Source organism: Halobacillus sp. B23F22_5, assembly GCF_043497085.1.
Lineage (GTDB): Bacteria > Bacillota > Bacilli > Bacillales > Halobacillaceae > Thalassobacillus.
In genome coordinates this window covers 37,460-63,901 of the sequence record NZ_JBIEKI010000014.1, presented here as the reverse complement: position 1 = coordinate 63,901, position 26,442 = coordinate 37,460, and the positions used below count along the sequence as shown (strand labels likewise).

At 41.6% G+C, this 26,442-nt stretch carries 24 protein-coding genes and 1 other annotated feature; of the genes, 17 read left to right on the top strand and 7 right to left on the bottom strand.

The window, feature by feature from the left end:
• Positions 1-119: 119 nt before the first annotated feature.
• The 9 genes from ACGTN9_RS16005 to motS all read left to right on the top strand — a co-directional run bounded on the left by ACGTN9_RS16005 (position 120) and on the right by motS (position 8,758).
• Positions 120-1,241, top strand: coding sequence for a nicotinate phosphoribosyltransferase (locus ACGTN9_RS16005; protein ID WP_499594465.1), 1,122 nt, complete (start codon positions 120-122; stop codon positions 1,239-1,241).
• A gap of 274 nt (positions 1,242-1,515) precedes the next feature.
• Positions 1,516-2,814: a UDP-N-acetylmuramate--L-alanine ligase gene (gene murC / locus ACGTN9_RS16000; RefSeq protein ID WP_499594462.1), complete on the top strand. Its 1,299-nt coding sequence runs from the start codon at positions 1,516-1,518 to the stop codon at positions 2,812-2,814.
• 428 nt (positions 2,815-3,242) lie between these two features.
• Positions 3,243-3,677, top strand: a complete 435-nt coding sequence (locus ACGTN9_RS15995) for a DUF948 domain-containing protein (protein WP_499594459.1) — start codon at positions 3,243-3,245, stop codon at positions 3,675-3,677.
• A 2-nt stretch (positions 3,678-3,679) separates the two neighbouring features.
• Positions 3,680-4,141 carry a YtxH domain-containing protein gene (locus ACGTN9_RS15990; protein WP_499594456.1) on the top strand — a complete coding sequence of 154 codons (462 nt, stop codon included), beginning with the start codon at positions 3,680-3,682 and terminating at the stop codon, positions 4,139-4,141.
• A 63-nt stretch (positions 4,142-4,204) separates the two neighbouring features.
• Complete coding sequence (gene ytxJ / locus ACGTN9_RS15985; RefSeq protein WP_499594453.1) at positions 4,205-4,537, top strand: bacillithiol system redox-active protein YtxJ; 333 nt, start codon at positions 4,205-4,207, stop codon at positions 4,535-4,537.
• 213 nt (positions 4,538-4,750) lie between these two features.
• Positions 4,751-5,809 (top strand): bifunctional 3-deoxy-7-phosphoheptulonate synthase/chorismate mutase, encoded by a 1,059-nt coding sequence (locus ACGTN9_RS15980; protein ID WP_499594450.1) that lies wholly within the window; start codon positions 4,751-4,753, stop codon positions 5,807-5,809.
• A gap of 283 nt (positions 5,810-6,092) precedes the next feature.
• Positions 6,093-7,088, top strand: a complete 996-nt coding sequence (ccpA, locus tag ACGTN9_RS15975; RefSeq protein WP_499594447.1) for a catabolite control protein A — start codon at positions 6,093-6,095, stop codon at positions 7,086-7,088.
• Between the two features lie 55 nt (positions 7,089-7,143).
• Positions 7,144-7,962 (top strand): flagellar motor protein MotP, encoded by an 819-nt coding sequence (gene motP, locus ACGTN9_RS15970; RefSeq protein WP_499594444.1) that lies wholly within the window; start codon positions 7,144-7,146, stop codon positions 7,960-7,962.
• Positions 7,952-8,758 carry a flagellar motor protein MotS gene (gene motS / locus ACGTN9_RS15965; RefSeq protein ID WP_499594442.1) on the top strand — a complete coding sequence of 269 codons (807 nt, stop codon included), beginning with the start codon at positions 7,952-7,954 and terminating at the stop codon, positions 8,756-8,758. Before motP ends, motS begins: the two co-directional genes overlap by 11 nt.
• Positions 8,759-9,266: 508 nt before the next feature.
• On the opposite strand, the gene ACGTN9_RS15960 is transcribed toward motS, so the two are convergent.
• The 4 genes from ACGTN9_RS15960 to ACGTN9_RS15945 form a co-directional block, all read right to left on the bottom strand.
• Entirely contained in the window at positions 9,267-10,472 is a 1,206-nt protein-coding gene (locus tag ACGTN9_RS15960) for an acetoin utilization protein AcuC (protein WP_499594439.1), read from the bottom strand.
• On the bottom strand, positions 10,442-11,086 hold the full coding sequence (locus tag ACGTN9_RS15955) for an acetoin utilization AcuB family protein (protein ID WP_499594436.1): 645 nt from the start codon (positions 11,084-11,086) through the stop codon (positions 10,442-10,444). The genes ACGTN9_RS15960 and ACGTN9_RS15955 overlap by 31 nt, the downstream gene beginning before the upstream one ends.
• Before the next feature lie 4 nt (positions 11,087-11,090).
• On the bottom strand, positions 11,091-11,738 hold the full coding sequence (locus ACGTN9_RS15950) for a GNAT family N-acetyltransferase (RefSeq protein WP_499594434.1): 648 nt from the start codon (positions 11,736-11,738) through the stop codon (positions 11,091-11,093).
• A gap of 148 nt (positions 11,739-11,886) precedes the next feature.
• Positions 11,887-14,898, bottom strand: a complete 3,012-nt coding sequence (locus ACGTN9_RS15945; protein WP_499594432.1) for a transglycosylase domain-containing protein — start codon at positions 14,896-14,898, stop codon at positions 11,887-11,889.
• A 123-nt stretch (positions 14,899-15,021) separates the two neighbouring features.
• Positions 15,022-15,229: a binding site (T-box leader), on the top strand.
• Between the two features lie 88 nt (positions 15,230-15,317).
• Here ACGTN9_RS15945 and tyrS point away from each other — a divergent pair.
• The gene (tyrS, locus tag ACGTN9_RS15940; RefSeq protein WP_499594430.1) at positions 15,318-16,586 is read left to right on the top strand and encodes a tyrosine--tRNA ligase; all 1,269 of its coding nucleotides are present in this window, start codon (positions 15,318-15,320) and stop codon (positions 16,584-16,586) included.
• A gap of 147 nt (positions 16,587-16,733) precedes the next feature.
• On the opposite strand, the gene rpsD is transcribed toward tyrS, so the two are convergent.
• On the bottom strand, positions 16,734-17,336 hold the full coding sequence (rpsD, locus tag ACGTN9_RS15935; RefSeq protein ID WP_028783475.1) for a 30S ribosomal protein S4: 603 nt from the start codon (positions 17,334-17,336) through the stop codon (positions 16,734-16,736).
• A gap of 242 nt (positions 17,337-17,578) precedes the next feature.
• On the bottom strand, positions 17,579-18,064 hold the full coding sequence (locus ACGTN9_RS15930; RefSeq protein ID WP_499594428.1) for a GAF domain-containing protein: 486 nt from the start codon (positions 18,062-18,064) through the stop codon (positions 17,579-17,581).
• Between the two features lie 132 nt (positions 18,065-18,196).
• On the opposite strand from ACGTN9_RS15930, the gene refZ reads away from it, so the two are divergent.
• Positions 18,197-18,817, top strand: coding sequence for a forespore capture DNA-binding protein RefZ (gene refZ, locus ACGTN9_RS15925; RefSeq protein ID WP_499594426.1), 621 nt, complete (start codon positions 18,197-18,199; stop codon positions 18,815-18,817).
• Here refZ and hisJ read toward each other — a convergent pair.
• Complete coding sequence (gene hisJ / locus ACGTN9_RS15920; protein WP_499594424.1) at positions 18,796-19,605, bottom strand: histidinol-phosphatase HisJ; 810 nt, start codon at positions 19,603-19,605, stop codon at positions 18,796-18,798. The two genes, refZ and hisJ, sit on opposite strands and share 22 nt — an antisense overlap.
• Before the next feature lie 159 nt (positions 19,606-19,764).
• On the opposite strand from hisJ, the gene ezrA reads away from it, so the two are divergent.
• The 6 genes from ezrA (at position 19,765) to ACGTN9_RS15890 (ending at position 26,345) form a co-directional block, all read left to right on the top strand.
• A complete protein-coding gene (gene ezrA, locus ACGTN9_RS15915) occupies positions 19,765-21,456 on the top strand; it encodes a septation ring formation regulator EzrA (RefSeq protein WP_499594422.1) in 1,692 nt (563 codons plus the stop codon).
• 11 nt (positions 21,457-21,467) lie between these two features.
• A complete protein-coding gene (locus ACGTN9_RS15910) occupies positions 21,468-21,797 on the top strand; it encodes a hypothetical protein (protein ID WP_499594420.1) in 330 nt (109 codons plus the stop codon).
• Positions 21,798-21,914: 117 nt separating this feature from the next.
• Positions 21,915-23,054 (top strand): cysteine desulfurase family protein, encoded by a 1,140-nt coding sequence (locus ACGTN9_RS15905; protein WP_499594418.1) that lies wholly within the window; start codon positions 21,915-21,917, stop codon positions 23,052-23,054.
• Between the two features lie 7 nt (positions 23,055-23,061).
• Positions 23,062-24,270, top strand: a complete 1,209-nt coding sequence (gene thiI, locus ACGTN9_RS15900) for a tRNA uracil 4-sulfurtransferase ThiI (protein ID WP_499594416.1) — start codon at positions 23,062-23,064, stop codon at positions 24,268-24,270.
• 108 nt (positions 24,271-24,378) lie between these two features.
• Positions 24,379-24,579: an alpha/beta-type small acid-soluble spore protein gene (locus tag ACGTN9_RS15895; RefSeq protein WP_499594414.1), complete on the top strand. Its 201-nt coding sequence runs from the start codon at positions 24,379-24,381 to the stop codon at positions 24,577-24,579.
• A gap of 173 nt (positions 24,580-24,752) precedes the next feature.
• Entirely contained in the window at positions 24,753-26,345 is a 1,593-nt protein-coding gene (locus ACGTN9_RS15890) for an amidohydrolase (RefSeq protein WP_499594412.1), read from the top strand.
• Positions 26,346-26,442: the final 97 nt, after the last annotated feature.

The window sequence follows — 26,442 nt, the reverse complement described above, 5'->3', positions numbered from 1 at the left end:
GACAGATGCTTTTTTAGTCTGTTTTAGAAATAGCTTGTGTTAGCTAACTAGATTTTATATGATTAGAGATGAATGATTTTATTCGGACAAGGATTTTTTCTTATATAAGGAGCAGAATTATGAAGGAAATCACACGTAAGTTAAATGGCGAAATCGATCGGTTGACTAATAAGACCTTCAAGTTTGATGAACGGGTGGGGGAAGGCTGGTTTTCTGCCGTCTATTTCTTGAAAACGAAAGAAATAGTACAAAATCACTTGAAGGATAACCATGTAACCATGCAATTTTTCCAGAAGAATGATGCTGTTTTATGTGGCACGGATGAAGTAATCGCTTTGATTCATACCTTTGCTGATCATCCTGAAGAATTAGAGATTCATTCATTGAAGGATGGAGATAAAATCAGCCCGTATGAAACTGTCATGACCATATCCGGTCCTTACCAGAACTTCGGCTATTTAGAAGGAATTATAGATGGGATTTTCGCGCGTCGAACTTCTGTAGCAACGAATGTTTATAATGTGGTAAAAGCAGCACGGACCAATGGTAAACAGAAGCCAATTATCTTTATGGGTGATCGAGATGATCATTATACCCAGCAAGCAGGAGATGGATATGCTTCTTTTATCGGTGGTTCGACTGCTCAAGCTACCCACGCTATGAATGAATGGTGGGGAAAAGAAGGTATGGGCACGATGCCTCATGCTTTGATTCAAATGTTCAAGGGCGATGTCGTGGCGGCCACAAGAGCTTATCATGAACAGTTCCCTGAGGATGAAGTGATGGCACTTGTAGATTACAATAATGATGTGATCACAGATTCTTTGAAAGTGGCTCGTGAGTTTGGAGATGAGTTGAAAGCCGTTCGTGTTGATACTTCACGCAGTATGGTCGATAAATACTTCTTACGCAATCAACACTTGATGGGTACTTTCGATCCACGCGGAGTAAATCCTGAACTAATCTTTGCCTTAAGAAGGACGCTGGATAAAGAAGGCTATGATCATGTGAAAATCGTGGTAAGCGGAGGCTTTACAGAAGATAGGATCCGTATGTTTGAAGAATTGAAGGTTCCTGTCGATATGTACGGTGTCGGTGGTAGTCTATTGAAAATAGACATAGGCTTCACAGGTGATAATGTTCTTTTGAATGGAAAACCGGAAGCAAAAGAAGGGCGGCGTTATAGCCCGAACCCGCGGCTGGAAAAGGTTCCATACCAACCACAAATGCTGGATGAATAAAACTAAAAATAATCAAAAAGGCTTACTTCCTGGAATGGAAGTAAGTTTTTTCTTTTTTTGTGATTCAGAAGGTATAGACAAAAATACTTCTTTCTTTTTACTTCATGTTATTCCGTGCTAAAATAGGGAAGTATAAAAATGTCTAATTGCTCATTCATCTACTGCTTTTCTTTGCTATAATAATGGCTTGACTGGCAGATTTGAAAAATCGCAAGTTTTAGTATGATACATATACTAAGTAAAAGTGACTCAATAATTTTGGAGGTACTTGTTTATGACGACTTACCATTTCATTGGTATCAAAGGGACGGGAATGAGTGCCCTTGCGCAAATTTTGCATGACTCGGGCGAGCATGTCCAAGGGTCCGATGTTGACAAACGCTTTTTTACACAAGAAGTATTGGAAGCTAAAAACATTACAATATTGCCTTTTTCCAAAGATAATATCAAAGAAGGTTTGACGATTATCGCTGGGAATGCTTTTAATGATGAACATGAAGAAATAGTAGCAGCAAAAGAGCAAGGTCTGCCTTATTATCGTTATCATGAGTTTTTAGGAGAGTGGCTGCAGAAATATACAAGCATTGCTGTGACTGGAGCTCATGGAAAAACCTCTACGACCGGCTTATTGGCCCATGTACTCTCTGAAAATTACCCCACCTCTTATTTGATTGGAGATGGGACCGGAAAAGGACATAGAAATAGTCAGTATTTTGCATTTGAAGCCTGTGAATACAGACGTCATTTTCTTTCTTACCATCCTGACTATGCCATCATGACAAATATCGATTTTGATCATCCTGATTATTTCACCAGTATCGAGGATGTGTTCCAGGCTTTTCAAGCAATGGCGAAGCAAGTAAAAAAAGGGATTATTGCATGTGGAGATGATGAACATCTTCAGCATATACAGGCGAACGTCCCTGTCTTATATTATGGGCTGGCGGATTCGAATGATTTTCAGGCACAAAATATTAAAGAAAGTCCTGAAGGTACCTCATTCGATGTATTTGTAAGAAACACATATTATGATACCTTCATTATCCCTGGATACGGGAATCATCACGTTTTAAATGCTTTAAGTGTCATTGCATTATGTCATTATGAAGACATGTCAGCAGAAGAAATCAAGAAAATCAAAACTTTTGAGGGTGTTAAGCGCAGGTTTACTGAAAAACAGGTTGGTGACCAGGTGTTAGTAGATGATTACGCCCACCACCCTATTGAAATTTCAGCTACAATCGAATCTGCCCGTAAAAAGTATCCTGAAAGGGATGTTGTGGCAATTTTTCAACCGCATACCTTCACAAGAACTAAAACATTCCTGAAAGAATTTGCCGAGAGCTTGCAGGAAGCGGACGCTATCTATTTGTGTGACATATTCGGTTCTGCGAGAGAAGAAAACGGTAATTTGACTATTCAGGATCTTCAAGAACTAATTCCGGAATCGAATTTACTTATTGCAGAAGATACAAGTGTCTTAAAGGAATACGATAATAGTGTATTAGTATTCATGGGCGCTGGTGATATTCAAAAATATCAACAGGCTTATGAAGGTCAATTGAATAGCTGATGTAAAAGGCTGCCGTTTCAAGAGGATGCTTGCTTTTTTTAAGGTGGGCATGCTCTTGGAACAGCTTTTTTATTTAGGCTTTGTGATCAGTAATAGGTTTGCATTAGAAGAAATACAAAGAGAAACTTGAGAAGTATCGGCGGTGACTGGCCTTCGTGAGGAATGCTGAAAGTTCGGTTAAGTCCTTCATTAAACGGGCATCTTTTTTCCATACAATAGCAATCGAGTAATTGTGGCTTGTCTTACCTTGGAACTCTTAAAAAAATTTTACAGTTTAACACGAAAAAAAAGGATATTCCGAGGTTAAAAACGAATAATACAATAATAGGTAATAGAACCATAGTCCCTATATCTTAGTTTAGCTCTAATCGAGACAGGGTATTTACTTAAACATGAAAAATACATAGTAAAGGAGATGAACAGCGGGAATGGAAATTCTATTATACATTGCTGCGCTTATAGCAGCGGTAGCATTTGCAGTCTTGGTGATTTACCTGAGTATCACCTTGAAGTCGGTTTCCCGGACAATGAACAACGTTGCCGATACACTAGAAGGGGTCGAGGAACAGATGGAAGGGATCACCCTGGAAACGACTGCGCTGTTGAATAAGACTAATAAATTGGCGGAGGATGTAGGGGAAAAATCCCAAAAGCTCAATTCACTGGTTGATGGTGTCAAAGGTATAGGTGATTCCGTACAGGAATTCAATCAGTCTATCCGATCCGTATCAAGAAGTTTGACCTCTTCTAAGATAAATGACGAGGATTCAGCAGCCCAGGCAATGAAATGGGGACAGGTAGCCATCAATTTGTATAAAAAATACAAAAAAGAAGATGCAAGAAAAACAGAGGGAGGAATTTAATAATGAGTGAACAGCAAAAGCAAAACCAACCAAACAACAAGGAAAACGGAAGAGATTTTATTGTCGGTTCATTAATCGGAGGAGTAGTTGGTGCAGTCGTGGCACTATTATTCGCACCGAAAGCGGGCAGGGAGTTCCGCGATGACCTTAATCAAGGCTCCAATTACTTGAAAGATCGAGCAGGTGAGTGGAAAGAAGTTGCTACAGAAAAGAGTGGCGAATGGAAAGAACGTGCCGTAGAATCTTCTTCCCAGTTATCTAAAAACTTCTCAGAAAAATCTCAGGAACTTGGTACTCGTTTCAAAGATTCTACTAAAAACATTGGTGATAAAGTAAAAAGCTTCCGTGGCCAGGATGATGCAGAAGCAGAGGAAGCAGCCCAGGAAGTTGCAGAAGCGATTGAGGAAGCAGCGGAAGAGTTGGAGAAGCAGCAGGAAGCTACAACTTCAACTAATGCAAAATAAATAAAAGTGACGAGGCTGCCTTCAGTCTCGTCATTTTAGTTTAGAATATATAGGAGGATTCAGATGGATATACAAGTAATTGCCAATGAAGAAGAATTCAACCGCTTAATTGATGAGAAACACAATTTTTATCTGCTGAAGCACAGTCTGACATGCCCTGTCAGTACATTCGTTAAAAGACAGTATGATCAGTTCAGTGAGAAAACAGATATCCCATGTTATATACTTCATGTCCAGGAAGCACGCCCGCTTTCTAATCAAATTGCAGAAAAATATGATGTACGGCACGAGTCACCCCAGGCATTGTTATTTCATGATAAAGAAATAGTGTGGCACGATTCGCACGGGGCAGTAACAGTAGAAGCGTTAGAAGAAAGTACAAATCGGCTGACTTGATTTCTCTAAATCAACAGGTAAGCAACGGGAGGTAAAACCTACCTCCCGTTTTGTTTTTATTGAAAGCGGTTACAATTTTCGACTGAAAAATTCTTTGAGATTTTATCGCTTTAAAGGGGTGACAATAAAGCTGAAGTCATATATAATGTTCCGTAATTATCATTTGAAATTATCAATTTTTTCAGCAAAGTAAAACGGAATGGAGGCTTTATCATGAGTAATGAACAATTGGATCAACTACGTGATGAACTGGATAGTGTGAATTTAGAAATCCTCGACTTGATAAACAAACGGGGAGAACTTGTTCAGGAGATCGGAAAAGTCAAGAATACACAAGGAGTCAATCGTTTTGATCCAGTACGTGAGCGTAAAATGCTGGACCAGATTAATGAACATAACAATGGACCTTTCGAAGACTCAACCATTCAGCAATTGTTCAAAGAGATTTTTAAAGCCAGCCTGGAGCTGCAGGAAGACGATCATCGGAAGGCACTGCTGGTTTCCAGAAAGAAAAAGCCTGAAGATACGATTATCGATATCAATGGAGAACAAATTGGAGATGGCAACCCTCATTTCATTATGGGACCGTGTGCGGTTGAAAGTTACGAACAAGTTGCTGCCGTAGCGGAAGCTGTCAAGAAACAAGGTCTTAAAATACTACGAGGCGGAGCGTTCAAACCCAGGACTTCTCCTTATGACTTCCAGGGTCTTGGTCTTGAGGGCCTCAAAATTTTAAAACGAGTGGCTGATGAATACGACTTAGCTGTAATCAGTGAGATAGTTAATCCAGCTGACGTTTATAAAGCTGTTGATTACGTCGATATCATTCAGATTGGAGCCCGTAACATGCAGAACTTTGAATTATTGAAGGCTGCAGGTTCTGTTGATAAACCAGTGTTATTGAAACGAGGGATGTCAGCTACCATTTCAGAATTCATCAATGCTGCTGAATACATCATCTCACGCAGTAATGCTAATATTATGCTCTGCGAACGGGGAATCAGGACTTACGAGAAAGCGACAAGAAATACATTAGACATATCAGCGGTACCTATTTTGAAGCAGGAGACACACTTGCCGGTCATGGTGGACGTCACGCATTCCACTGGCCGACGTGACCTATTGCTGCCGGCAGCTAAAGCTGCTCTTGCGATTGGAGCCGATGGTGTAATGGCAGAGGTTCATCCAGATCCAGCCGTAGCACTATCTGATTCTGCTCAGCAAATGGATATTGAGATGTTCAATGATTTCATGAAGGAATTGACCAAGTAAACAAAGAAGAAACAAAAGAACCGGGCTGAGGGAATCTCAGTCCGGTTCCGTTTTGTTATATGTCAAACGGCGATTAATAAAATGTCCGCCTTGAGGAAAACTGAGCAGAGAGAGTTTTACAAACTTCATTCGTTAGTATAATCTGATTTTACAATCATCTCTTTTGGGGTATGATTTGTATAGGGACAATCCATATTCGTCTTTATTGCGGTTGTAAAAATAGTATAATATGATTGGTTTATTGAAATTAAACTTGATAGAGAATTAGAGGAGGGAATCTTGCATGAATGTAACTATATACGATGTAGCAAGAGAAGCAAATGTTTCAATGGCAACTGTTTCCAGGGTTGTCAACGGCAACCCGAACGTTAAGCCGGCAACAAGGAAAAAGGTGTTGGACGCGATTGAGAATCTGGGGTATCGTCCAAACGCCGTAGCTAGAGGTTTGGCAAGTAAAAAGACAACAACGGTAGGTGTCATCATCCCGGATATTTCCAGTATCTTTTTTGCAGAACTAGCCAGAGGTATTGAAGATATTGCTACGATGTACAATTATAATATCATCTTAAGCAACTCGGACCAAAATAAAGAAAAGGAAATACATTTAATCAATACGATGTTAGGAAAGCAAGTGGATGGTCTTGTGTTCATGGGCGGGAAAATAACCGATGACCATATCCGTGAATTCAATAACGCTTCTGTTCCAGTAGCTTTGGCTGCTACCATCGATGAAACGGAAAGTACACCATCCGTGAATATCAATTATGAAGAAGCTGCCTTTGAAGCGACAGAACTATTAATTTCACATAATAATGAGCGGATAGCTTTTGTTTCTGGACCCGAAAATACAGAAATAAATAACCAGAAGCTGGATGGATATAAACGCGCCTTAAAAGAGGCAGGACGAGAAGTCTCTGAAGATTTAATTGTAACTGGCGATTATTCCTATGACTCTGGCATTGAAGCCTTTGAACAGTTGAATACCGGGGGACAGGTCCCTACTGCAATTTTTGTCGCTTCTGATGAAATGGCACTGGGAGTCATTCACGGGGCTCAGGATTCTGGTTTGAAGGTGCCGGAAGATATTGAAGTGTTCGGGTTTGATAACACACGTCTTGCCACAATGGTACGACCGACGTTATCTACTGTCGTTCAGCCAATGTATGATATAGGAGCAGTAGCTATGCGTTTATTGACAAAATATATGAACAAAGAAGAAGTAACGGAACAAAACGTAGTACTTCCGCATCGAATTATTGAAAGAAACTCAACAAAGTAAAAATGGTGTCGATATTAGGAGTAGAATATATACGTGTTAGTTAGGGAGAGAGAGTATGAAAAAGCGTGATATTTTAACTCCTGTCGGCATTACTTTAGGTGCGATTATGATCATGTTCGGGATTCTTTCCAGTGGTGGGACCTCCGGAGTCCAATCCTTCATTCAAGTCTCATCGATCGTGATTGTCCTAGGGGGATTAATGGCAGCACTTATTATTAATTTTAATATAAGCGAGATCAAGCTTACTTTTCGAGTGTTCAAAGAATCATTTCATCAAAATGATTTGAATCTTCGTGAACTGATCACGCTATTTATACGGCTATCAGAGAGAGCCAGACGAGAAGGCTTGCTAGCCTTGGAATCAGAGCTGGAGGAGGTCGAGGATCCTTTTATCAGAAAAGGGATCTTGTTAGCTGTGGACGGTATTGAGCCTGATGTTATTCAGGATATTATGGATGCAGAGATTGCCGCTTTAGAAGAAAGGCATCAAAGAGGAAGGTCGATTATTGAAAAAGCAGGAGAATATGCTCCAGCATGGGGGATGATTGGGACGTTGATCGGTCTTGTGCTTATGCTGAACAGTCTGACAGATCCTACAACTTTAGGTCCGAAAATGGCTGTTGCTCTTTTAACCACTTTTTATGGCACAGTAATGGCTAACCTGGTATTTATTCCAATGGCAGGTAAGCTTGAAAATAAGACGGAACAAGAGATATTTATAAAACAAATCATCATCGAAGGAGTCATTGGGGTACAATCAGGACAAAACCCTAAAATCCTGGAAGAGAAATTAAGTGCCTTCCTTTCAGAGGAAGAAAAACAAGAGAGTCAGGAAGAAGAAGCCTTTGTGGGGGAAGCAGCCAATGAGGCGTAGGAATCGCATAAAAAAGCGGGAAGAAAAAGGTGCCCCACGCTGGATGGTTACATACTCTGATCTGATGACTCTGATCCTTGTTTTCTTCATCTTATTATTTTCGATGTCACAAATCGATCTAGTTAAGTTTGAAGCAATCTCTGAATCTTTCCGTAACAGGATGATCTTCGATTTTTACCCTTCCCCTGTGGAAATGGATAACCCGACAGAAAAGACAGACCCGGAGGAGAATGGGGAACAATCGAATGAATTTGAAAATCCAACCAACGAAGTCAATACCACGGAACACGACGCTGAAGATGATCATTCTCAAAAAGAACACGAACTTGATCAATTAGTTGAAGAAGTGGAAACTTTTTTAAATAATAATCAGCTGAATGATGTGATATCTGCTAATCGCACAGATCGTGGAGTGGTACTGGTACTTCAAGAGCAATTATTATTTGAGTCAGCTGAAGCAGAAGTATTAGAATCAGGAAAACCATTCCTCAGTAAGGTCGGAACATTGCTGAAGAATATTCCGAACGATATTACTGTAGAGGGACATACCGATGATCGTCCCATCTCGACGTTCCGTTATCCATCTAACTGGGAGCTATCCGGTGCCAGGGCGAGCAGTGTTATTCGCTATATTGTAGGAGAAACCAGTCTGGATAGGGAACGTTTTTCTGCAGTAGCCTATGGAGATACACGTCCAGCTGCACCTAATGATTCTCCTGAAAATTGGGGGAAAAACAGGCGAGTAGAAATAGTTATTTTAGATCCTGCATACAGCCGTGAAAAAACTTCCTCTTAACCATTAAAAAACCACCTGATTGCGCTGGGATACCAGCATACAGGTGGTTTTTTATCGTCTAGGAAATAATTAAATTGAGTCATTTGGGTATAAAGCATTTTGCAACGGGCTGCATCCAGCTCCGACGCCCAGGACGTGCTAGTGCCGATGTCGCCACAGGACGTGGCGTTTTCATCGGCCAGCGCCTACCCCCTCGAGGTCTTAAGTCAATCCTCTCTGTGATTAGAAAAACTTGGCTTATCGCCGAGGGTATATGGCGAAAGCCTTAGTTTTACTTATACTTTAAACCTTTATTAAACTTGATTTGACTGAAAGTACAAAAAACGTCACGGCAAGGCTTGGCTTAAGCTTGTCGGGGGCCTGCAGGACAAGGAATGCTTCTTAGAACTACATCGCACGAAGAAAAAGTGGTTTCCTTTTTCGAGGATGCAGGTCAGTTCGACGTTGGCACAGGACGTGCCGTTTTTAGTCGAACATCATTACTAGTAAGGCGCTTGCGCTTTTGTTTTTATGGGGATAAATGGTTGTATTTTTTTTGATTATGGATAAATTGTAACGCATTAGCTAACACTTTTTTATTTTTTTCTGTAATTTCCGCTTTTCGCGGAATAGGTTTATAAAGACCTTCAGGATCATGCCAGGTGGTCGGAAGTTCAACAGGGGCTTGCTTTTGCCATTTATTTCTCCAATCCTCCGGTAATTTTCCTTGAAAAGGTTGACCAGATATCATTGTCTTCCAAATTTGAGCCCATGCTCTCGGTACTACCCGCCACATATCATATCCCCCGCCGCCAAGCGCAATCCAACGTCCTTCACAATGTTGATGGGCTAATTCATGAGCGAGTTGAGGTATCCGTTCGTATGTTTTCATAGTAGAACATAAATGAGTCAATGGATCAAAGTAGTGAGCATCTGCTCCGTTCTGGGTCAAAATAACATCAGGCTGGAAATATTCCACTATTTCTTTGAGAGCGGATTCATATAAGTCAAGAAAGGATTCGTCTTCTGTAAAAGCGTCGATAGGAAGGTTGAAGGAATAGCCATATCCTTCTTTAAGTCCCCGCTCCGTCACATTGCCTGTGCCTGGAAATAAGTAGCGTCCAGTCTCATGAATAGAGAGTGTGCAGACATTAGGGTCGTCGTAGAATAACCATTGGACGCCGTCTCCATGATGGGCATCCGTATCCACATACAACACCTTATAGTTATATTTTTTTCTAATATATTCTATACCAACCGCCCCGTCATTATAGATGCAAAATCCGGAAGCTTTTCGTTCAAATCCATGATGCAGGCCGCCGCCAAGGTTCAAAGCATGTTCACAGTTGCCTTCTAATACAGCATCAATTGCAGTCAATGTACTACCGACTAAAAGGGAAGAAGCCTCATGCATGCCAGTAAACATAGGAGTGTCTTCGGTACCGATGCCAAACTCCATACCTTCCTCTTCGGTCAGTGCTCCTTTGCTTGCCTTTTTAACAGCCTCTATATAGGTAGGACTATGTACCAGCGCCAACTCCTCTTCCGTAGCTAACCGGGGAGAGAGAAAATGTTCAGATTCCAATACTTTTTCAGATTCGAGTAATTCCTTGGTCATCTGTACACGTAATTGATTGAAGGGATGATCATCTCGAAAATGATATTTGATGAAAGCATCGGAATAAACGAATCCGGCCTTACAATTCATAATGACATCCCCGGCATGTTTGGCCATAACACTTCATATCCCGCTTCTTTCAAGTCCTCGATCGTAGGCATCGGATTCATGGTTTGAATACGGAAGACAAGTATTTTGTAGCGAGAATCAGGTTTGTATGGATAAATTAAAACAGAACTGATATTGACTTTTCTTTTCCCGAATACCTGTGTCACTTTCGGAAGGATGCCAGGTATATTTTTAACTTTGATTTCAATTTGAGAACTTTGTACATTGGTTCCTGTCAATTGTATTAACGTATATAGCATGTCTTTTTCTGTGATGATCCCTACCAGTTTATCTTCTTTCGTCACTGGTACACAAGCTATTTCGTGTTCATAAAATATGCTTGCCACTTCTTCGACAAAATCGAGCGGGTGGACAGTGATGACAGGATTGGACATGATGGTTTGTATTTCATTTTCAAACTCATCCGGTTCCGAATCATCAAAAATTGATGGGCTGGCATCCCGGACATCACGATCGGAAACAATACCGAGCACCTGATTTTCACTATCAACAATCGGTAAATGCCGGATATGATGGTCATTCAACAGCCGGAGTGCTTTGCCGATAGTTTCTGTAGGTGCCATAGTGATTACTTCAGTTTTCATGATTTCTTCTACAAGCATTGGATTACCTCCCTTGTTTTCCTTGTCTGTGACGGTTCAAAAATCTCAATTGATCAAACTTTTCTATGGATGACTCGGGAACATGCTTGCCGAGACGTACCATCAAACAGTTTGCGGGATGAGATACGATTTCAGGGTCATCTGTCGGAGCAGGTTTCAGTCCGCCTGCCGCCATCATTTTTTCCATCACTTTTCGGTAATTCCATATGCTAAGCCCAGTACCTTTCAAATCCCAATGCCAATAGTACTCGGTAGAAATGATAATATAATTCTCCATAAATTCGTCCATCATCGCTACTTGCAGTAAATGAGAACCAACCCGGGCACCTCGAAAATCCGGGATGACTTCAATGGCTCCAAGTTCAATCAAGTCTTCCATTTGAAACTCTGACCACCGCTCCAGCGGATCTGGATGCAGATAAGTTACATAGCCGGCTATGGTATTTTCATGTCTTGCAATGATAATTCGGCCTTCTTCAAAGTCAGCAATACTCTTGATTGCTTCGAATTGCTTTGGACCTGGACGAAAGGCATTCAAATCTGGGTGAAATTCATAGTTGGAGAGTTCTTCAGAGGTAAGCGGGCCTTCAATGACCAAAGGTCCATTTTCCGTATCCAGTTCCTTGGAATGATACGTTTTTACATGCTTCATCGATACACCACCTGCTATAAAGGTTATTATCACTGTTGTTTTCCATTATACATGAAATCTACCTAAATTGAATCTATCAACTGGCATGAACCCCAAGTAATAAAAAACTCCCCGCTCTGACTAAGGCAGAGGGGGAGTTGACAATATATCATCCGTTATTGCTTTGATTAGTGGAATCAGTAGTCTCTTCTTCCGTGTTTTCATTCGTATTTCCATCTTCGTTGCCTGAATTGTTTTCACTGCTGTCACTAGTGTCAGAACCATCCGTGTTTGTCGGTTCATCAGATTCCTCACCAGCTGGTGGTTCCTCAGGCTGCTCCTCCGGATCTTCTTCTGGTTCCTCTTGAGGCTCTTCTGGAGGAGTATCAGCTGGTTCATCCGGTTCGCTAGGCTGTCCAGGAGATCCTACCTTGGTTGAAGAAGACAAGGAAGATTCCATTCCAAAGTAATCGACAGCACGAACTGCATAGAAACCGGCAGATCCAGAAAATCCATACTTCGTGTTTGTCGTACTGCCAATCAGGCTAAACGGACCGCCTTTAGAAGAAGCACGATATACACGATAACCAACCACATCATTACTGGATGAAGCAGACCAGCTGATAGCGGATCCACTTGCGGAAATTCCACCAGGTGCGGCTGGGTTTTGGCCGTCATTGTCAATACCTTCGGAAACGTTGGAGGCAGTTCCACTTGGTAAAGCGACATTGCTCCATTTTCCGGAAGAAGGTATCAGATGACGAAGCTTTTCTGCGGTATTCAGATTGTTTTCTTTTAAGAATTCAGGATTCAACATGACTCCGTTTGAGCTTTCGTTGACAAATTCGCGTGGTGTATTAGGTCCTGCCACCACAGTTTTATCTTTTACTCTCACGAAATTACCGCCATTGATCAAGCTGTCATCTTTCTTGGATGGTGCGAACTTAGCGTTATAGATGTCTGTTTCTACGAGCCCTGCTTTCGAACATAAGTCTGATGGTAATAGCCCCGATGTAGCGCAATAAGATCGCTGGACAATACCTTCTGGGCGTTGGAAGCTCTTGTTAGGAACAGCGACTTCAGGATTGACCTCAGAAATAGCATTGACAACACGTGCCCACAGGGTGGTGTTACGGCTGCTATAACCATTACTATCAAGTTTTAGTTTGTAATCATAACCCATCCACATGCTTACAGTGATATTCGGATTCGTAGCAATAAACCACGTATCTTTATAATCATTGGAGGTACCCGTTTTACCAGCCCAATCTACGCCAGGGTTGGTAAGCTGTCCTTTAATGCCAGCGGCTGTTCCGTATTTAAGGACATCTCTCATCATATCCAGCGTCAAATAAGAGGTTTGAGGACTGAAGACTTTTTCAGCTTTGCTTTCATGCTCGTAAATTGTATCGCCATTTTTGTCGACAATCTTCTCAATCATGTAGGCATCGACAAACTTTCCGTTATTCCCCAATGTTGCGAAAGCATTGGTGTTTTCCTCAATTGTCACTTCATGGGTACCAATAGCGGTAGTCTGCCATGAATAACCATCGTCAGAAATAGTAGTGAAACCCATGCCTTTTCCGTATTTTTTCATATCTACACTCTTTTTTGCTTCAGTATAAGCTTTGACGGCAGGGACGTTATAAGATTTCGCCAAAGCGTATCGTACCGAAGTGAACCCATGGTATCTTCCAGTATAGTTGCTCAATGTTGTATTGGAATTCTCATATTTGTAAGGAACATCGGCAAATACAGACCCAGGGTGAAGCACGCCTTCTTCAATACCCGGCGCGTAAGCCAGAATTGGTTTCATAGTACTACCAGCTGAACGACGTGCCTGAGTAGCGTGATTCAATTCACCTTTATTAAAGAAGTCACGGCCCCCGATAAAGGCAAGCACTTTGCCGGTTTTGTTTTCCATGATCACACTTCCTACCTGTACAGGCAGTGTGACATCTACCATGTTGCCATCAGCATCTTCCAATTGAGTAGTCTTATCGCGGCCATAATTGGTATATTCATTTTTCACTTTTTGGACGACATCATACATATCTTTATTGATTGTCGTATGCACTTTGTAACCACCAGAACGAAGTGCACGTTCGGCATTTTGCTGGAATTCTTTTCTCAAATCTTCATTATTCTTTAAATCTTCCAAAGTATACCCGGCCTGTTTTGCTAGATTCCTAGTTAGAATCTCTTTTGCCCGGTCTTCCACTTCGAAGGTCAGCCAAGGGTATTCATTGACTGAAGAAGGTTCCGGCTTTGCCAGGTTCGCTTTCACGTCATAGTTGATCGCTTTGTCGTATTCCTGCTGGGTAATATACCCGGCCTCCAACATCCGGGACAAAACCTCACGCATTCTGCTAAGACCCGGTTCGATGTTTTCTTTTTGCTTTCCTCCATTAGTAAAAGGAGAGTAATAGGTTGGACTTTGAGGGAGTCCTGCTATGAATGCAGCTTGAGGGAGGGATAGATCTTTTGCATCCACATTGAAAATTCCCTGGGCTGCTGTTTGAATACCAGCAATATTGCGGCCGTTTGCATCTCGACCGAATGGTACGATGTTCAAATATGCCTCTAATATTTCATCTTTTTCAAAGAAACGCTCCAAGCGAAGGGCAAGAAGAATTTCTTTAGCTTTACGTTCAAAAGATACTTCATTAGTCAAGATCTGGTTTTTTATTAATTGTTGTGTGAGCGTACTTCCACCGGTTTTGACAGAAGCGTTGGTTACTTCCTGTGCGACAGCCCGCATAATTGCTTTAGGTACTACGCCATCGTGTTCATTGAAATTAGCATCCTCTGTAGCGATGATTGCATGTTTTAAGTATGGAGCTACCTCTTCGAGGGTGATTTCCTCACGGTGCAAGTCGGAGCGTATCTTTCCTAAGTATTTGTTATCTGCAAAATAAAGTTCTGATGTAGAGGAATAATCATAGATATCCTTACTCATTTCCTCCTTGCTTCTGACTGTTTCGTCTTTGACAAGTGATGCGAAATATCCTGCGCCTGCACCACCGGCAAAAAACAGTCCGATGACACCAAGGATAATAAAGAACAAAATGATGTTCCAGGCAACATCATAGGTGATGCGGCTGGACTTTTGCAGTTTGCCACTCTGCCAAAATTCTTTGATTTTCTCTTTATTTATACCTTTTAATGGGTTATTAGACATAATAAGACCTCCTAAAATTCCAGTCTATATTATAACACATTCTGCCAGGCTCAGGTATGGACGAATTTAATTTAAGATTGCTTTTTTGAAATGACTATGTTAAAAATATTATTAAGTTAAATAGCAAAAGCAATGAACGATTGAAGTAGCAAGAGAATCCCTGTTCCAGAGAGCCGCCGGCTGCTGCGAGGCGGTACACATTTATCTTGCGAATTACGGTCCGGAGCTTTCTTCTGTATGTACAGAAGACGGTTTGAACCAAGCCGTTATCGATACAAGTGGCATGTTTTACATGCAACAAGGGTGGTACCGCGACAATCTCGTCCCTTTTTTTAAGGACGGGTTTTTTATTTGTCTTTTTATGGATAAAATTACCATTTGGCTGTTGGTTCAACTGTATTAAATGGAGGAGTGAAAGCATGGATATTTTACAGGATTTAGAACAGAGAGGCTTAATTAATCAAATCACAGATGAAGAAGGATTGAAGAAGCATCTGGAGGAGAACCAGGTGACATTATATTGTGGGTTTGACCCAACTGCCGATAGCTTACATATTGGACATCTGCTGCCAATCTTGATGTTGAAAAGATTCCAGCGTGCAGGGCATCGTCCAATAGCCTTAGTAGGCGGAGGTACAGGGATGATCGGAGATCCAAGCGGACGTTCCACAGAGCGGCAATTAAATGAAGCCCATGTAGTAGAAGGATTTAGCGAAAGTATCAAGAAACAGCTTGCCAAGCTGTTGGATTTTGATAAGGGGAAGAATGCGGCAGTCGCACGCAATAACTTTGAGTGGCTTTCTTCCATAAATATCATTGAGTTCCTGCGTGACACCGGAAAGCATTTTGGAATCAACTACATGCTTGCCAAAGATTCTGTCGAGTCCCGTATTGAACAGGGGATTTCTTACACAGAATTCAGTTACATGATTCTGCAATCGCTCGACTTCTACAACTTGTACCAAAAAGAGAATTGTACCTTACAAATCGGAGGAAGCGACCAGTGGGGGAATATTACTGCCGGACTTGAATTCATCCGGAGACGTACTGGTGGAGAAGAAGAAGTGAAAGCATACGGACTTACTGTCCCGCTGGTGACAAAGGCAGATGGCAGCAAGTTCGGTAAAACAGCTGGTGGAGCGATTTGGCTTGATGAGAAAAAGACCTCTCCATACGAGTTTTACCAGTTCTGGATCAATACCGATGACCGTGATGTCATCAAGTTCTTGAAATCTTTTACGTTCCTGGAGATTAAAGAAATCGCTGAATTGGAAAAAGATTTACAAGAACAGCCGGAAAAACGCGCGGCTCAGCGCCGGCTGGCTGAAGAAATGACCGAGATGGTTCATGGAAAGGGAGCATTAGAGCAAGCACAGCGTATTACAGAAGCTTTGTTCAGTGGGGATATCAAGTCATTGACCGGAGAAGAAATCGAACAGGGCTTCAAAGATGTTCCGACCCATACCGTAGACAATCAAGAAATCGGTTTGGTCGAGCTGCTGGTAGAAGCGGGTATTTCCTCTTCCAAACGGCAGGCTCGTGAAGATATTAAGAACGGTGCGATTTACATCAATGATGAGCGTCAGCAGGAGGTTGGCCATACATTGGAGGAGGAAGATCGTATCGAAGGAAAATTCACGATCATCCGCCGTGGTAAGAAGAAATATTTCATGATTCGTTTTCATTAAAAGTAAAAAATTGTGGGGTTCCCACAGGATTTAGACTGTCGAGAAAGTCTCGGCAGTCTTTTTTTCTATCCTTTAGTTTTTCATTTGTATAGTTTGGGGGTAATTAAAAAGCCATCCGCGCAGCGGATGGCTTTTAGTTGAAGCATATTAACGAGAGTAGAACTCAACGATAAGTGCTTCGTTGATTTCAGAAGGAAGCTCAGCGCGTTCTGGAAGACGGCTGTAAGTACCTTCCATTTTCTCTTCATCAAAAGTAAGGTATTCAGGAACGAAATTGTTCACTTCTACCGCTTCTTTGATAGAGTCAAGATTTTGGGATTTTTCGCGTAGGCCAATAACTTGACCAGGCTTCACGCGGTAAGATGGAATGTCAACACGTCCACCATCAACAGTCACGTGACCGTGGTTTACCAATTGACGAGCTTGACGACGAGTACGAGCCAAGCCTAAGCGGTAAACAAGGTTATCCAAACGGGATTCTAGTAAAGTCATGAAGTTTTCACCGTGGATCCCTTTCATGTTACCAGCTTCTTCGAATAGGCGACGGAATTGACGTTCCGTTAGTCCATACATAAAGCGAAGCTTCTGCTTCTCTTGTAGTTGAAGACCGTATTCTGAAAGTTTTTTACGTTGGTTTGGACCATGTTGTCCTGGAGCGTAAGGGCGCTTGTCAAGCTCCTTACCTGTTCCGCTTAAAGAAATGCCAAGGCGACGTGACTTTTTCCAAGTCGGACCTGTATAGCGTGCCATAGGTATTTCCTCCTTTTTATTTTATTTGCATAAAATAAAAACAGTGTGTCCCACACACGATGCTCATTTTGTTTTCATGCACCATCGCTCCAGCAGCAGAGAGTTACACGATGCACCTCATCTTAGAGGAACAAAATGATGACAACGCAGGTTCACATAGGCTGCCATTTATTTTACACAAAGGCTATTATAGGCTCTACAGATAGAGAAGTCAAGGGAGAATTGAGATTTACCAGTTATAATTAAAGGTGGCTTTCCAGTGTACGGGCGAATTCCTCAAGGTACTCTTTATCTTTTTCATCGAAACGATTTTTAGATGGGCTGTCTATATCCAAGACTCCAAATATCTCTCCACCTTTATGCAAGGGCACAACAATTTCAGACTGACTTGCGGCATCACAAGCGATATGTCCGGGAAAGGCTTGTACATCTGAGACAAGTTGTGTTTGTTTATCTGAAACTGCTGTTCCGCATACTCCTTTGCCCGACGGAATACGAACACAGGCTGGGAGTCCCTGGAATGGGCCTAGTACCAATTCATTTTCTTCCTGTTTCCAAATATAAAACCCTACCCAATTGACATCCGCCAAAAAATGATTCAGTAAAGCAGAAGCATTGGAAAGGTTAGCTATTTGATCAGTTTCCCCTTCGAGCAAGGCGGCCAGCTGCTTGATTAATAGTTGATAGTTTTCTTCTCGGGTTCCATTATAGTGGATGGTTTGGAACATCTGATACCCCTCCAGTTTCTTAATTCGATATTTTTCGAGCCTGCCAGCGCAGGAATTGACGAACGTTTTTAACAGGATTCTTGCTTATTTGCGGCGAAATTCTTATCAATACAGAGAGGAGCTGATGTCCTGATGAAAAAGACCACGACCAGACAAAAAGTGATGGATGTCGCTTGCCGGCAATTCTTCCTCAAGGGGTACCATGGTACCTCGGTCAGGGATATTGCAGGCGAGGCAGCTGTAAATGTCTCATTGATCAGTTACTATTTCACCAACAAGCAAGGGCTTTTGGAAACGTTGATTATCGATTATTATGAAGATTATATCGATTTGATTGAACAACAGACGGAAGCTCTGGATGAATTAAAACCAATTGACCGCCTGTGTCGTCTGATTGAAGTAATTTTACATTATAAACAGGACCGTCATCAACTTACCTGTCTTATCCAACGGGAACTTTCTCTTGATAACCAATTTGTCCGTGAAATGCTCGTCACTTACCTGTCCAAAGAAAACCATTTACTATATGCTTTGTTTCAACAGGTTGTGGCACCAGTGGTGAAAGAGAAAAGAGATACGAAATTTCTGTTTCTGCAATTCAAAGGCATGCTGCAGGCGCCTTATGCAATGCCACATGATTGGAAGGATTTCGTGACTTTCGATCAATCACACAGCTACTTTGCTCAACAGTACAGCCGCACAGTGAAAAAGTGGGTGGAAATGCTTTGTGCTCAGCCAGTGATCAGTGTCTGATCGATTTGGTCAAGCCCCTGGCCAATAGCAGAGCTGGTATGAGCATCGGACCCATAAACAAGTGGAATACCTGCCCTATAAGCTTTTTTGGCAATCGTGTGAGGTGGATAGCTTTCCTGGCAGGCGGGCTTATAATAGCCGGCCCCGTTATAGTCAAGTTGATAACTTTTCTGTTTGATTTTTTTTAACAGCTCGGGGATTGGCTTATCCCACCCTGATGGAGAAGGGAAACGGTGATGAAATTTCCTGATCAATGTCATGTGCCCGATTCTGGTGGGTTTATTAGGACCTAGATCAGCCTGGATAGACTGTTCTAATGTAGCAAAATAACTTTGATAAACCCTATCTATCGCACCGAAATCTTCGACTGCTTTTTGAAACGCTGACTCACTGAAGTCAATGCAATGGTACCTGTCGCTCGGTCCCTTTAAAAAATGAACGGAAAGGACACTGTCATCCAGGACATCGCCATAATCGGAGAGAAAACGGGAGGTTTGCTGCTGATACCCTTCGATATAGTCGACTTCAAGTCCGAGAAGAATGTCAATATCCTCTTGATATTCTTTTTTTATTTCCTGGATATCTCTGATATAACGTTCCATTAATGAACGTTTCATTCCACTATCTTTATCAGGCACAGGGTCATGGAACGATTCTGGTAAAGGTGCATGTTCTGTGAATGTGATTGTTTGATAACCCTGTTTCAGCGCTTGTTCCACATAGGCTTTAAATGAATCGGAAGAACCGTGTGGACAATAAGGTGTATGGACGTGACCGTCGATTATCATCAAACTCCCCCTGTAGTGTAGAAAAAAATGTCATATTGTTAATTATTTTGAAATATTTTAGCCAAAATGATCGTTATCATGGTATCATAATTACAACAATTTATCATTTTGGAGCCTATTCTCCTCTATCGAAAGGTGTCATCTGTTAGGAGGCTGTTTATGGAGTATTTGATCGGGATAATTTTAGTGGTTATCGGGGTCATCATATATGGTTTGATTGCTCGTAAAAAGATATATGATGAGGTCGATCGACTGGAAAATTGGAAAATGGACATCATGAACCGAAAAGTGACAGAAGAACTGTCAAAAGTGAAGAATCTGAATTTATCAGGAGAAACACATGAGAAGTTTGAAACATGGCGGGAACGTTGGGACAGTATTTTAACGCAAGAACTCCCGAATCTGGAAGAAGATTTATTCGATGTGGAAGAAGCGGCAGACCGTTACCGGTTCCGGAAAGCGAAGCAAAAAATTCAGCTGGTAGAAAAGAAGCTGGAAAACACGGAAACGGACATAGAAAAAATATTCAACGAACTTGAACAATTATTAGAATCAGAAGAGTCAAGCCGCCAGGAAGTCGAACAAATTGAGCCTGTAATAAAAGAGCTGAAAAAAGAACTGATTCAAAACCGCCATAAATATGGTAAAGCATATCGTGGGTTTGATGAGGAAGTAAATGGGATTCAGCAAATGCTTGACGATTATCAGCAGTTGGTAGAGCAAGGCGATTATATGGAAGCGAAACAGCTGGTCCACCAGCTAAAAATTAGTCTGGAGGAGCTTCAACATCGGATCGCTGCATTCCCGTTATTATATAAAAAGTGCCGGCAGGAAGTACCGATGCAGTTAGATGAAATCCTTGCTGGTATGGCAGAGATGAAAGAAGAAGGTTATCGCCTGAACCATCTTGGGTTTGAGAAAGAAATACATAATCACAGGGAAACCCTTGCTGACTGTCTAACTGTAATGGAACAAAGCAGCCTGGATGGTGTGGAAGATTCAATTAGCGAAATCGAGGAACGTATTCAAGAGATATATCAGTTGCTTGAAAAAGAAGCAATTGCTCGAAACAATATCGAAAAACAATACGAACCTTATCAGAGAGTGCTGGAAGAATCAGAACAAATTCTGCTTGCAACGAAAGAAGAAGTGAAAGAATTACAGCGGACCTATCACTTTGAAGATGAAGATGTGGAAAAACAACAACTGTTGGAAAAATGGATGATTAAAATCAAGAAGCAGTTTCTCGATTTTCAGAAAAAATTGGAAGATGATACAACTTCATACACCGATTTACAAGCAAAGCTTGAGGATTGCCAACAACAATTAGAAGAACTGCAAGTGGAACATAAAGATTTCAGTGACAGAATCAGAGCCTTACGCAAAGATGAAAATGAGGCAAAGGAAAAGCTAGTCACTATGCAACAATCTTTATTGGATATCAATAGGAAATTAAATAAAAGTAATATGCCTGGAATTCCTGAGGAACTGGCGGTTGAATTGAAACAAGCGCACGAGGAGTTGAATAAGGTCTTTATGACTTTAGAGCAGCAGCCACTGGAAATGACAAAAGTGAATGCTGCCCTGGATGATGCTTCAGCAAAAATCAGTGATGTAACAGAAGCTGCCAGTAACACTATGGATCAAGCACAGCTTGCAGAATACGTAATTCAATACGGAAATCGTTATCGAAGCCAATATCCATTGATTGCTGCCAGGCTATCAGAAGCAGAACGGGAATTCCGGTCTTACCACTATGACACAGCGCTTGAACAAGCCACGGCAGCTATTCAAGAGATTGACCCGGATGTATTAAGCCGGTTAGAAACACAACAAAACGTTTTAGTTTAGGGTGGGTACCAATGAGAAAATGGTTAGTTGCTTTGTTAGGCCTGTTGACCATTATCCTATGGGCAATAGTTATCTTCATTGCAGTCACCCGGATGCAAGGTGAGTTATATACAGCACGGCCGCATAGTGTCAAGGATACTGCAGTCACCCTGGAACGCAGCGTTCATCCTATTCCAAGACTGGAATCGGAAGTAGATAGTAAAGAGACAGCAGCAGGTGACACTATTATAGGTAAAATGGCAATTACAGAAGCGTGGATAGATGACGTTGCAGAAGACGGACGTCTTTCGATTGATACGTTATTGACATCATTAGAAGTTGCCCAGGAACCAACAGAATAGAAATGGTGTGGATACAGGAACCGTCATGACTTTAGTGACAGTTCCTGTATTGTTTATTTTTAACATAAGTTATGATAATATATGAGATTGCAAAATAACGCCGAAGGGGACATCCCGATGATTTATTTAGATAATAGTGCGACGACGAAACCGTATCCGGAAGTAGTGCAGAGCTTTCAAAAAGTAGCAGAACAATATTATGCCAACCCCTCTTCCATTCACCGTTTTGGAAGTGAAGCGGAGCGTTTATTACTACAATCAAAAAAACAGGCGGCTCAGCTTCTTAAGGTATCTCCAGAAGAGGTGATTTTCACATCTGGAGGAACAGAAGGGAACAACATTGCGATCAAAGGGATTGCATTAGAACATCAAAATCGAGGGAAGCATATTATTACCACCCAAATTGAACATCCTTCTGTTTTACAAGCATGTGGGGCTTTGGAATCGTTAGGATTTGAAGTTACGTATCTGCCTGTGACGGAGACTGGTTCCGTGAGGGTGGACGATATAAAGGCAAATATACGGCAGGATACGATATTAATCAGTATCATGTCTGTGAATAATGAGCTGGGGACTGTCCAGCCGATTCGTGAAATCGGTCAACTCGTTACTCAATATCCGAAAACATTTTTTCATGTCGATCATGTGCAGGGCCTTGGAAAAATAGATATCGACTTTTATGACTGTGGGATCGATTTATGTACCATGTCTGGTCATAAGATACATGGCTTGAATGGTACTGGAGCTTTATTTGTAAAAAGGGGGACGACACTCTTTCCTCTTCATCACGGTGGCGGCCAGGAAGGGGCTTACCGGGCAGGCACAGAAAATCTGGCTGGCAACGTTTCTTTTGTAAAAGCATTGCGTATGATTATGGAACAAAAACAAACAGCAGTGAAAAAGCTTGAAACTTTGAATGAGCAATTGAGAAAAGGATTGGCTGCAATTCCTTTTGTTATCATTAATTCACCTGCAGATGCGGCAGCCCATATTGTTAATATTTCTGTCCCTGGCTTTAAGCCGGAAGTTGTTATTCATGCTCTCGGGGAAAAAGATATATACATTTCAACTATGTCTGCATGCTCTTCCAAGCGATCAGATGAGAGTGCTGTTTTGGCTGCTTGCCAACTGAGAGAAGACAGGACCACAAGTGCATTAAGAGTCAGTATGTCTTTTCAAAATACTCAAGAAGAAATTGATACATTTGTAAGTGAATTGAAAAAAGTGCTAATGGAATTAAACAAAGTGATGGGGTAGATATAATATGCAATTCGATCAAATCATGGTGCGTTATGGTGAAATGGCGCTAAAAGGGAAAAATCGTCATAAGTTTGAACAAAAGCTGCAAAGTAATCTTACACATAAGTTGAAACGATATCCGGCTACTAAGCTCAAGAAAACAAGAGATCGCATGTATGTCATGTTGAATGGCGAAGATCCATATAAAGTCATGGAAACATGTCAGGAAGTGTTTGGTATTCAGAGTTTAAGCTTTGCGGTCCGGACTGAACAAGATGAAGACAAAATCAAAGAAGCAGTGCTGTTTGCTTTTAACGATGCAGACAACGCAAAGACCTTCAAAATATCCGCCAAGCGCACGGATAAAACCTTCCCGGTGGGATCGCAGGAAATGAATCAGCGATTGGGTGCTCATATTCTAAAAAATACAGAAGATGTAACGGTTGATGTCCACAATCCCGATGTTGAGATTACTGTAGAAATCCGCCAGGACGCAGTTTATATTACTTCTAAAAAGTATCCTGGTGCAGGTGGTTTGCCAGTAGGTACTACTGGCAAAACTTTGTTACTTTTATCCGGAGGGATTGATAGTCCGGTTGCCGGCTACCTCGCCATGAAGCGTGGTGTCGAAGTTGAAGCAATTCATTTCCATTCACCACCCTACACGAGTGAGCGGGCAAAACAGAAAGTGATGGATTTAGCACAGGAAATGACACGCTATGGTATTAAACTCAAAGTGCATATTGTTCCTTTTACCAATATTCAGCAAAAAATCCATCAGGAAATGCCGGAAGGCTACAGTATGACCATAATGAGAAGGATGATGCTTCGTATCAGTGAAGCTGTGGCAAAAGAACAAGAGATTCTATCCATGACCACTGGGGAATCTCTGGGCCAGGTTGCAAGTCAAACGATGGAGAGTATGAGCGCTATCAACGATGTGACCAACTATCCAGTTATCCGTCCGTTGGTTGCCATGGATAAACTTGATATCATATCGATTTCTCAACAAATAGGTACGTATGATGTTTCTATCCGGCCTTATGAAGATTGTTGTACAGTTTTTGTGCCAAAATCTCCTAAAACCAGACCAAGTAAAGAAAAAGCCCAGTATTATGAAGCGGCAGTTGATTTTTCTGAAGATATCAAACAGGCAGTAGAGCAAAGAGAAATAATCGAGCTTAAACTTCAAACAGAGACGAAATCAGAAAATGAATTTGAAGATTTATTCTAAAAATGCGCTATGACAACATTCAGTCTACTAGAAACAAATACCAGTGTAAGATTTGAATGAAAAAAATCCTCGTTACGCATGATAGAAGTAACGAGGAGGTGAAACAACATGGCGAACAACAACAGCTCAAACCAATTAGTAGTACCTGGTGTACAACAAGCTTTGAACCAAATGAAAACTGAAATCGCTCAAGAGTTCGGTGTTCAACTTGGTCCAGATTCAACTTCCCGTGCCAACGGTTCTGTTGGTGGTGAAATCACTAAACGCTTGGTTCAACAAGCTGAGCAACAATTTGGTGGACAACAATAACTAAAAAATTATATGTATGGCTAAAGTCTTGCTGTTCTTCAGCAAGGCTTTTCTTTATGATAAATGTATGGTGTTATTAACTATTAAGTTCTGTAAAACGGTTATGTTGTTTACTCTTAAATAGACCGGAAAAGCAAAAATGCATTATTTTTATTAAGAAGGGAGAAGGTATTATGCCGGAATTATGGTATGGTGGCAAAATTTATACAATGGAGAAAGAAGGGGAATGGGTAGAAGCAGTAGTTACAGATAAGGGAAAAATTATTGCAGTAGGAAATACCCAGCAGCTGTATCAAAAGCATGAAAAACAGTTGACGAAAGAATATAACTTGATGGGTCACGTCATGTATCCGGGATTTGTGGATAGCCACTTACATATTATTGGACATGGCGAGCGTCTTCAACGGCTGGATTTGTCTTTTATGAAATCTGCTGAGGAAGTGAAATGGGCTTTGAGGCAGCATGCCGAGCAGATCCCTAAAGGGGAATGGATCATTGGTGAGGGGTGGAATGAAAATCAATGGGAAGACCAGCGGATCATTTATAAAGATGAACTCGATGAAATTACCACCGACCATCCCATGATGCTGACAAGGATTTGCCGACATGCACTGCTTGCCAACTCAAAGGCAATGGAGCTCGGGGGAGTAACGGCTGCTACACCGGATCCTCAAGGCGGACTGATTGTTCGCTCTGAACTAGGGGAACCGCTTGGCTACTTTCATGATCAAGCACAGGAGCTTGTCAAACAAGCGATGCCGGAAGTGACCCCACAATACCTGGAACGGGCGTTAAAACTGGCCGTAAATGATATGCACATGAATGGTTTGGTTGGCGGCCATAGTGAAGACTTGAATTACTATGGTGGTTTTCAAAAAACATTTGATGCTTTTCGGGCAGTGATCGATGAGAAGCGATTGAAGTTTCGGGCTCATTTATTGGTACATCATGAAGTCGTGGAAGATATGCATGAAAATGGGTATAAGTTTAAAAGTGGTACGGATTTTGTTGAATTAGGTGCCATGAAAATATTTTCCGATGGGGCCCTTGGCGGAAGGACAGCCTGGTTATCAGAAGCTTATGCAGATGACCCGCTGAATCGTGGTGTAGCTATCCATGATAAGAAATCTTTAGAAAAACTTATCCATCAGGCCAGGGACAAACAAATGCCTGTAGCAATACATGCAATTGGGGACCAGGCAGTTGAGACAATCGCAGATATTCTTCAAGAAAATCCTTTATCTACTGGCGAAAGAGACCGTATTATTCATGCACAAATAATGCGCGAAGAATTATATGAGAAATTGACCGGCTTGAATGTCATATTGGATTTACAGCCAACTTTTGTCGCTTCAGATTTCCCTTGGGTAATCGACCGAATCGGTGAGCATCGTCTGAAACATGCTTATGCATGGAAAACCTTATTAGATAAAGGTATTCCTTGTGCAGGAGGCTCAGATGCACCGATCGAAGAGATCAATCCTTTGTTGGGTATTCGAGCCGCAGTCGAACGGCGGGCAAGCTATGATCAGAAAGTCTATAATCCTTCCCAGCAGCTGTCTATGTATGAAGCGATATCGCTGTATACGAGCGGAAGTGCATTTGCAATCAAACATGAACACGACCGAGGCAAAATAAAAGAGGGTTACACTGCGGACTTTACTGTATTAGATCGAGACTTATTTACGCTTGCAGCCCATGAAATTGTCGATACGAATGTGTCCATGACGGTAGTAGATGGAGAAGTTGTATATCAAAGAACTTAATAATGCTCTGGTAAATTTCAAAGTTGATTTTACAGATAAGCTTCCTTTTGCTGAAGACTCAGTTTCGAGACTTTAGGTAGCGATTATGGTGGAGGGG

Coding starts and splice junctions, on each gene's coding strand:
- ACGTN9_RS16005 (WP_499594465.1), top strand. CDS start 120: ATGAAGGAAATCACACGTAAGTTAAATGGCGAAATCGATCGGTTGACT.
- murC (WP_499594462.1), top strand. CDS start 1,516: ATGACGACTTACCATTTCATTGGTATCAAAGGGACGGGAATGAGTGCC.
- ACGTN9_RS15995 (WP_499594459.1), top strand. CDS start 3,243: ATGGAAATTCTATTATACATTGCTGCGCTTATAGCAGCGGTAGCATTT.
- ACGTN9_RS15990 (WP_499594456.1), top strand. CDS start 3,680: ATGAGTGAACAGCAAAAGCAAAACCAACCAAACAACAAGGAAAACGGA.
- ytxJ (WP_499594453.1), top strand. CDS start 4,205: ATGGATATACAAGTAATTGCCAATGAAGAAGAATTCAACCGCTTAATT.
- ACGTN9_RS15980 (WP_499594450.1), top strand. CDS start 4,751: ATGAGTAATGAACAATTGGATCAACTACGTGATGAACTGGATAGTGTG.
- ccpA (WP_499594447.1), top strand. CDS start 6,093: ATGAATGTAACTATATACGATGTAGCAAGAGAAGCAAATGTTTCAATG.
- motP (WP_499594444.1), top strand. CDS start 7,144: ATGAAAAAGCGTGATATTTTAACTCCTGTCGGCATTACTTTAGGTGCG.
- motS (WP_499594442.1), top strand. CDS start 7,952: ATGAGGCGTAGGAATCGCATAAAAAAGCGGGAAGAAAAAGGTGCCCCA.
- ACGTN9_RS15960 (WP_499594439.1), bottom strand. CDS start 10,472: ATGGCCAAACATGCCGGGGATGTCATTATGAATTGTAAGGCCGGATTC.
- ACGTN9_RS15955 (WP_499594436.1), bottom strand. CDS start 11,086: ATGCTTGTAGAAGAAATCATGAAAACTGAAGTAATCACTATGGCACCT.
- ACGTN9_RS15950 (WP_499594434.1), bottom strand. CDS start 11,738: ATGAAGCATGTAAAAACGTATCATTCCAAGGAACTGGATACGGAAAAT.
- ACGTN9_RS15945 (WP_499594432.1), bottom strand. CDS start 14,898: ATGTCTAATAACCCATTAAAAGGTATAAATAAAGAGAAAATCAAAGAA.
- tyrS (WP_499594430.1), top strand. CDS start 15,318: ATGGATATTTTACAGGATTTAGAACAGAGAGGCTTAATTAATCAAATC.
- rpsD (WP_028783475.1), bottom strand. CDS start 17,336: ATGGCACGCTATACAGGTCCGACTTGGAAAAAGTCACGTCGCCTTGGC.
- ACGTN9_RS15930 (WP_499594428.1), bottom strand. CDS start 18,064: ATGTTCCAAACCATCCACTATAATGGAACCCGAGAAGAAAACTATCAA.
- refZ (WP_499594426.1), top strand. CDS start 18,197: ATGAAAAAGACCACGACCAGACAAAAAGTGATGGATGTCGCTTGCCGG.
- hisJ (WP_499594424.1), bottom strand. CDS start 19,605: ATGATAATCGACGGTCACGTCCATACACCTTATTGTCCACACGGTTCT.
- ezrA (WP_499594422.1), top strand. CDS start 19,765: ATGGAGTATTTGATCGGGATAATTTTAGTGGTTATCGGGGTCATCATA.
- ACGTN9_RS15910 (WP_499594420.1), top strand. CDS start 21,468: ATGAGAAAATGGTTAGTTGCTTTGTTAGGCCTGTTGACCATTATCCTA.
- ACGTN9_RS15905 (WP_499594418.1), top strand. CDS start 21,915: ATGATTTATTTAGATAATAGTGCGACGACGAAACCGTATCCGGAAGTA.
- thiI (WP_499594416.1), top strand. CDS start 23,062: ATGCAATTCGATCAAATCATGGTGCGTTATGGTGAAATGGCGCTAAAA.
- ACGTN9_RS15895 (WP_499594414.1), top strand. CDS start 24,379: ATGGCGAACAACAACAGCTCAAACCAATTAGTAGTACCTGGTGTACAA.
- ACGTN9_RS15890 (WP_499594412.1), top strand. CDS start 24,753: ATGCCGGAATTATGGTATGGTGGCAAAATTTATACAATGGAGAAAGAA.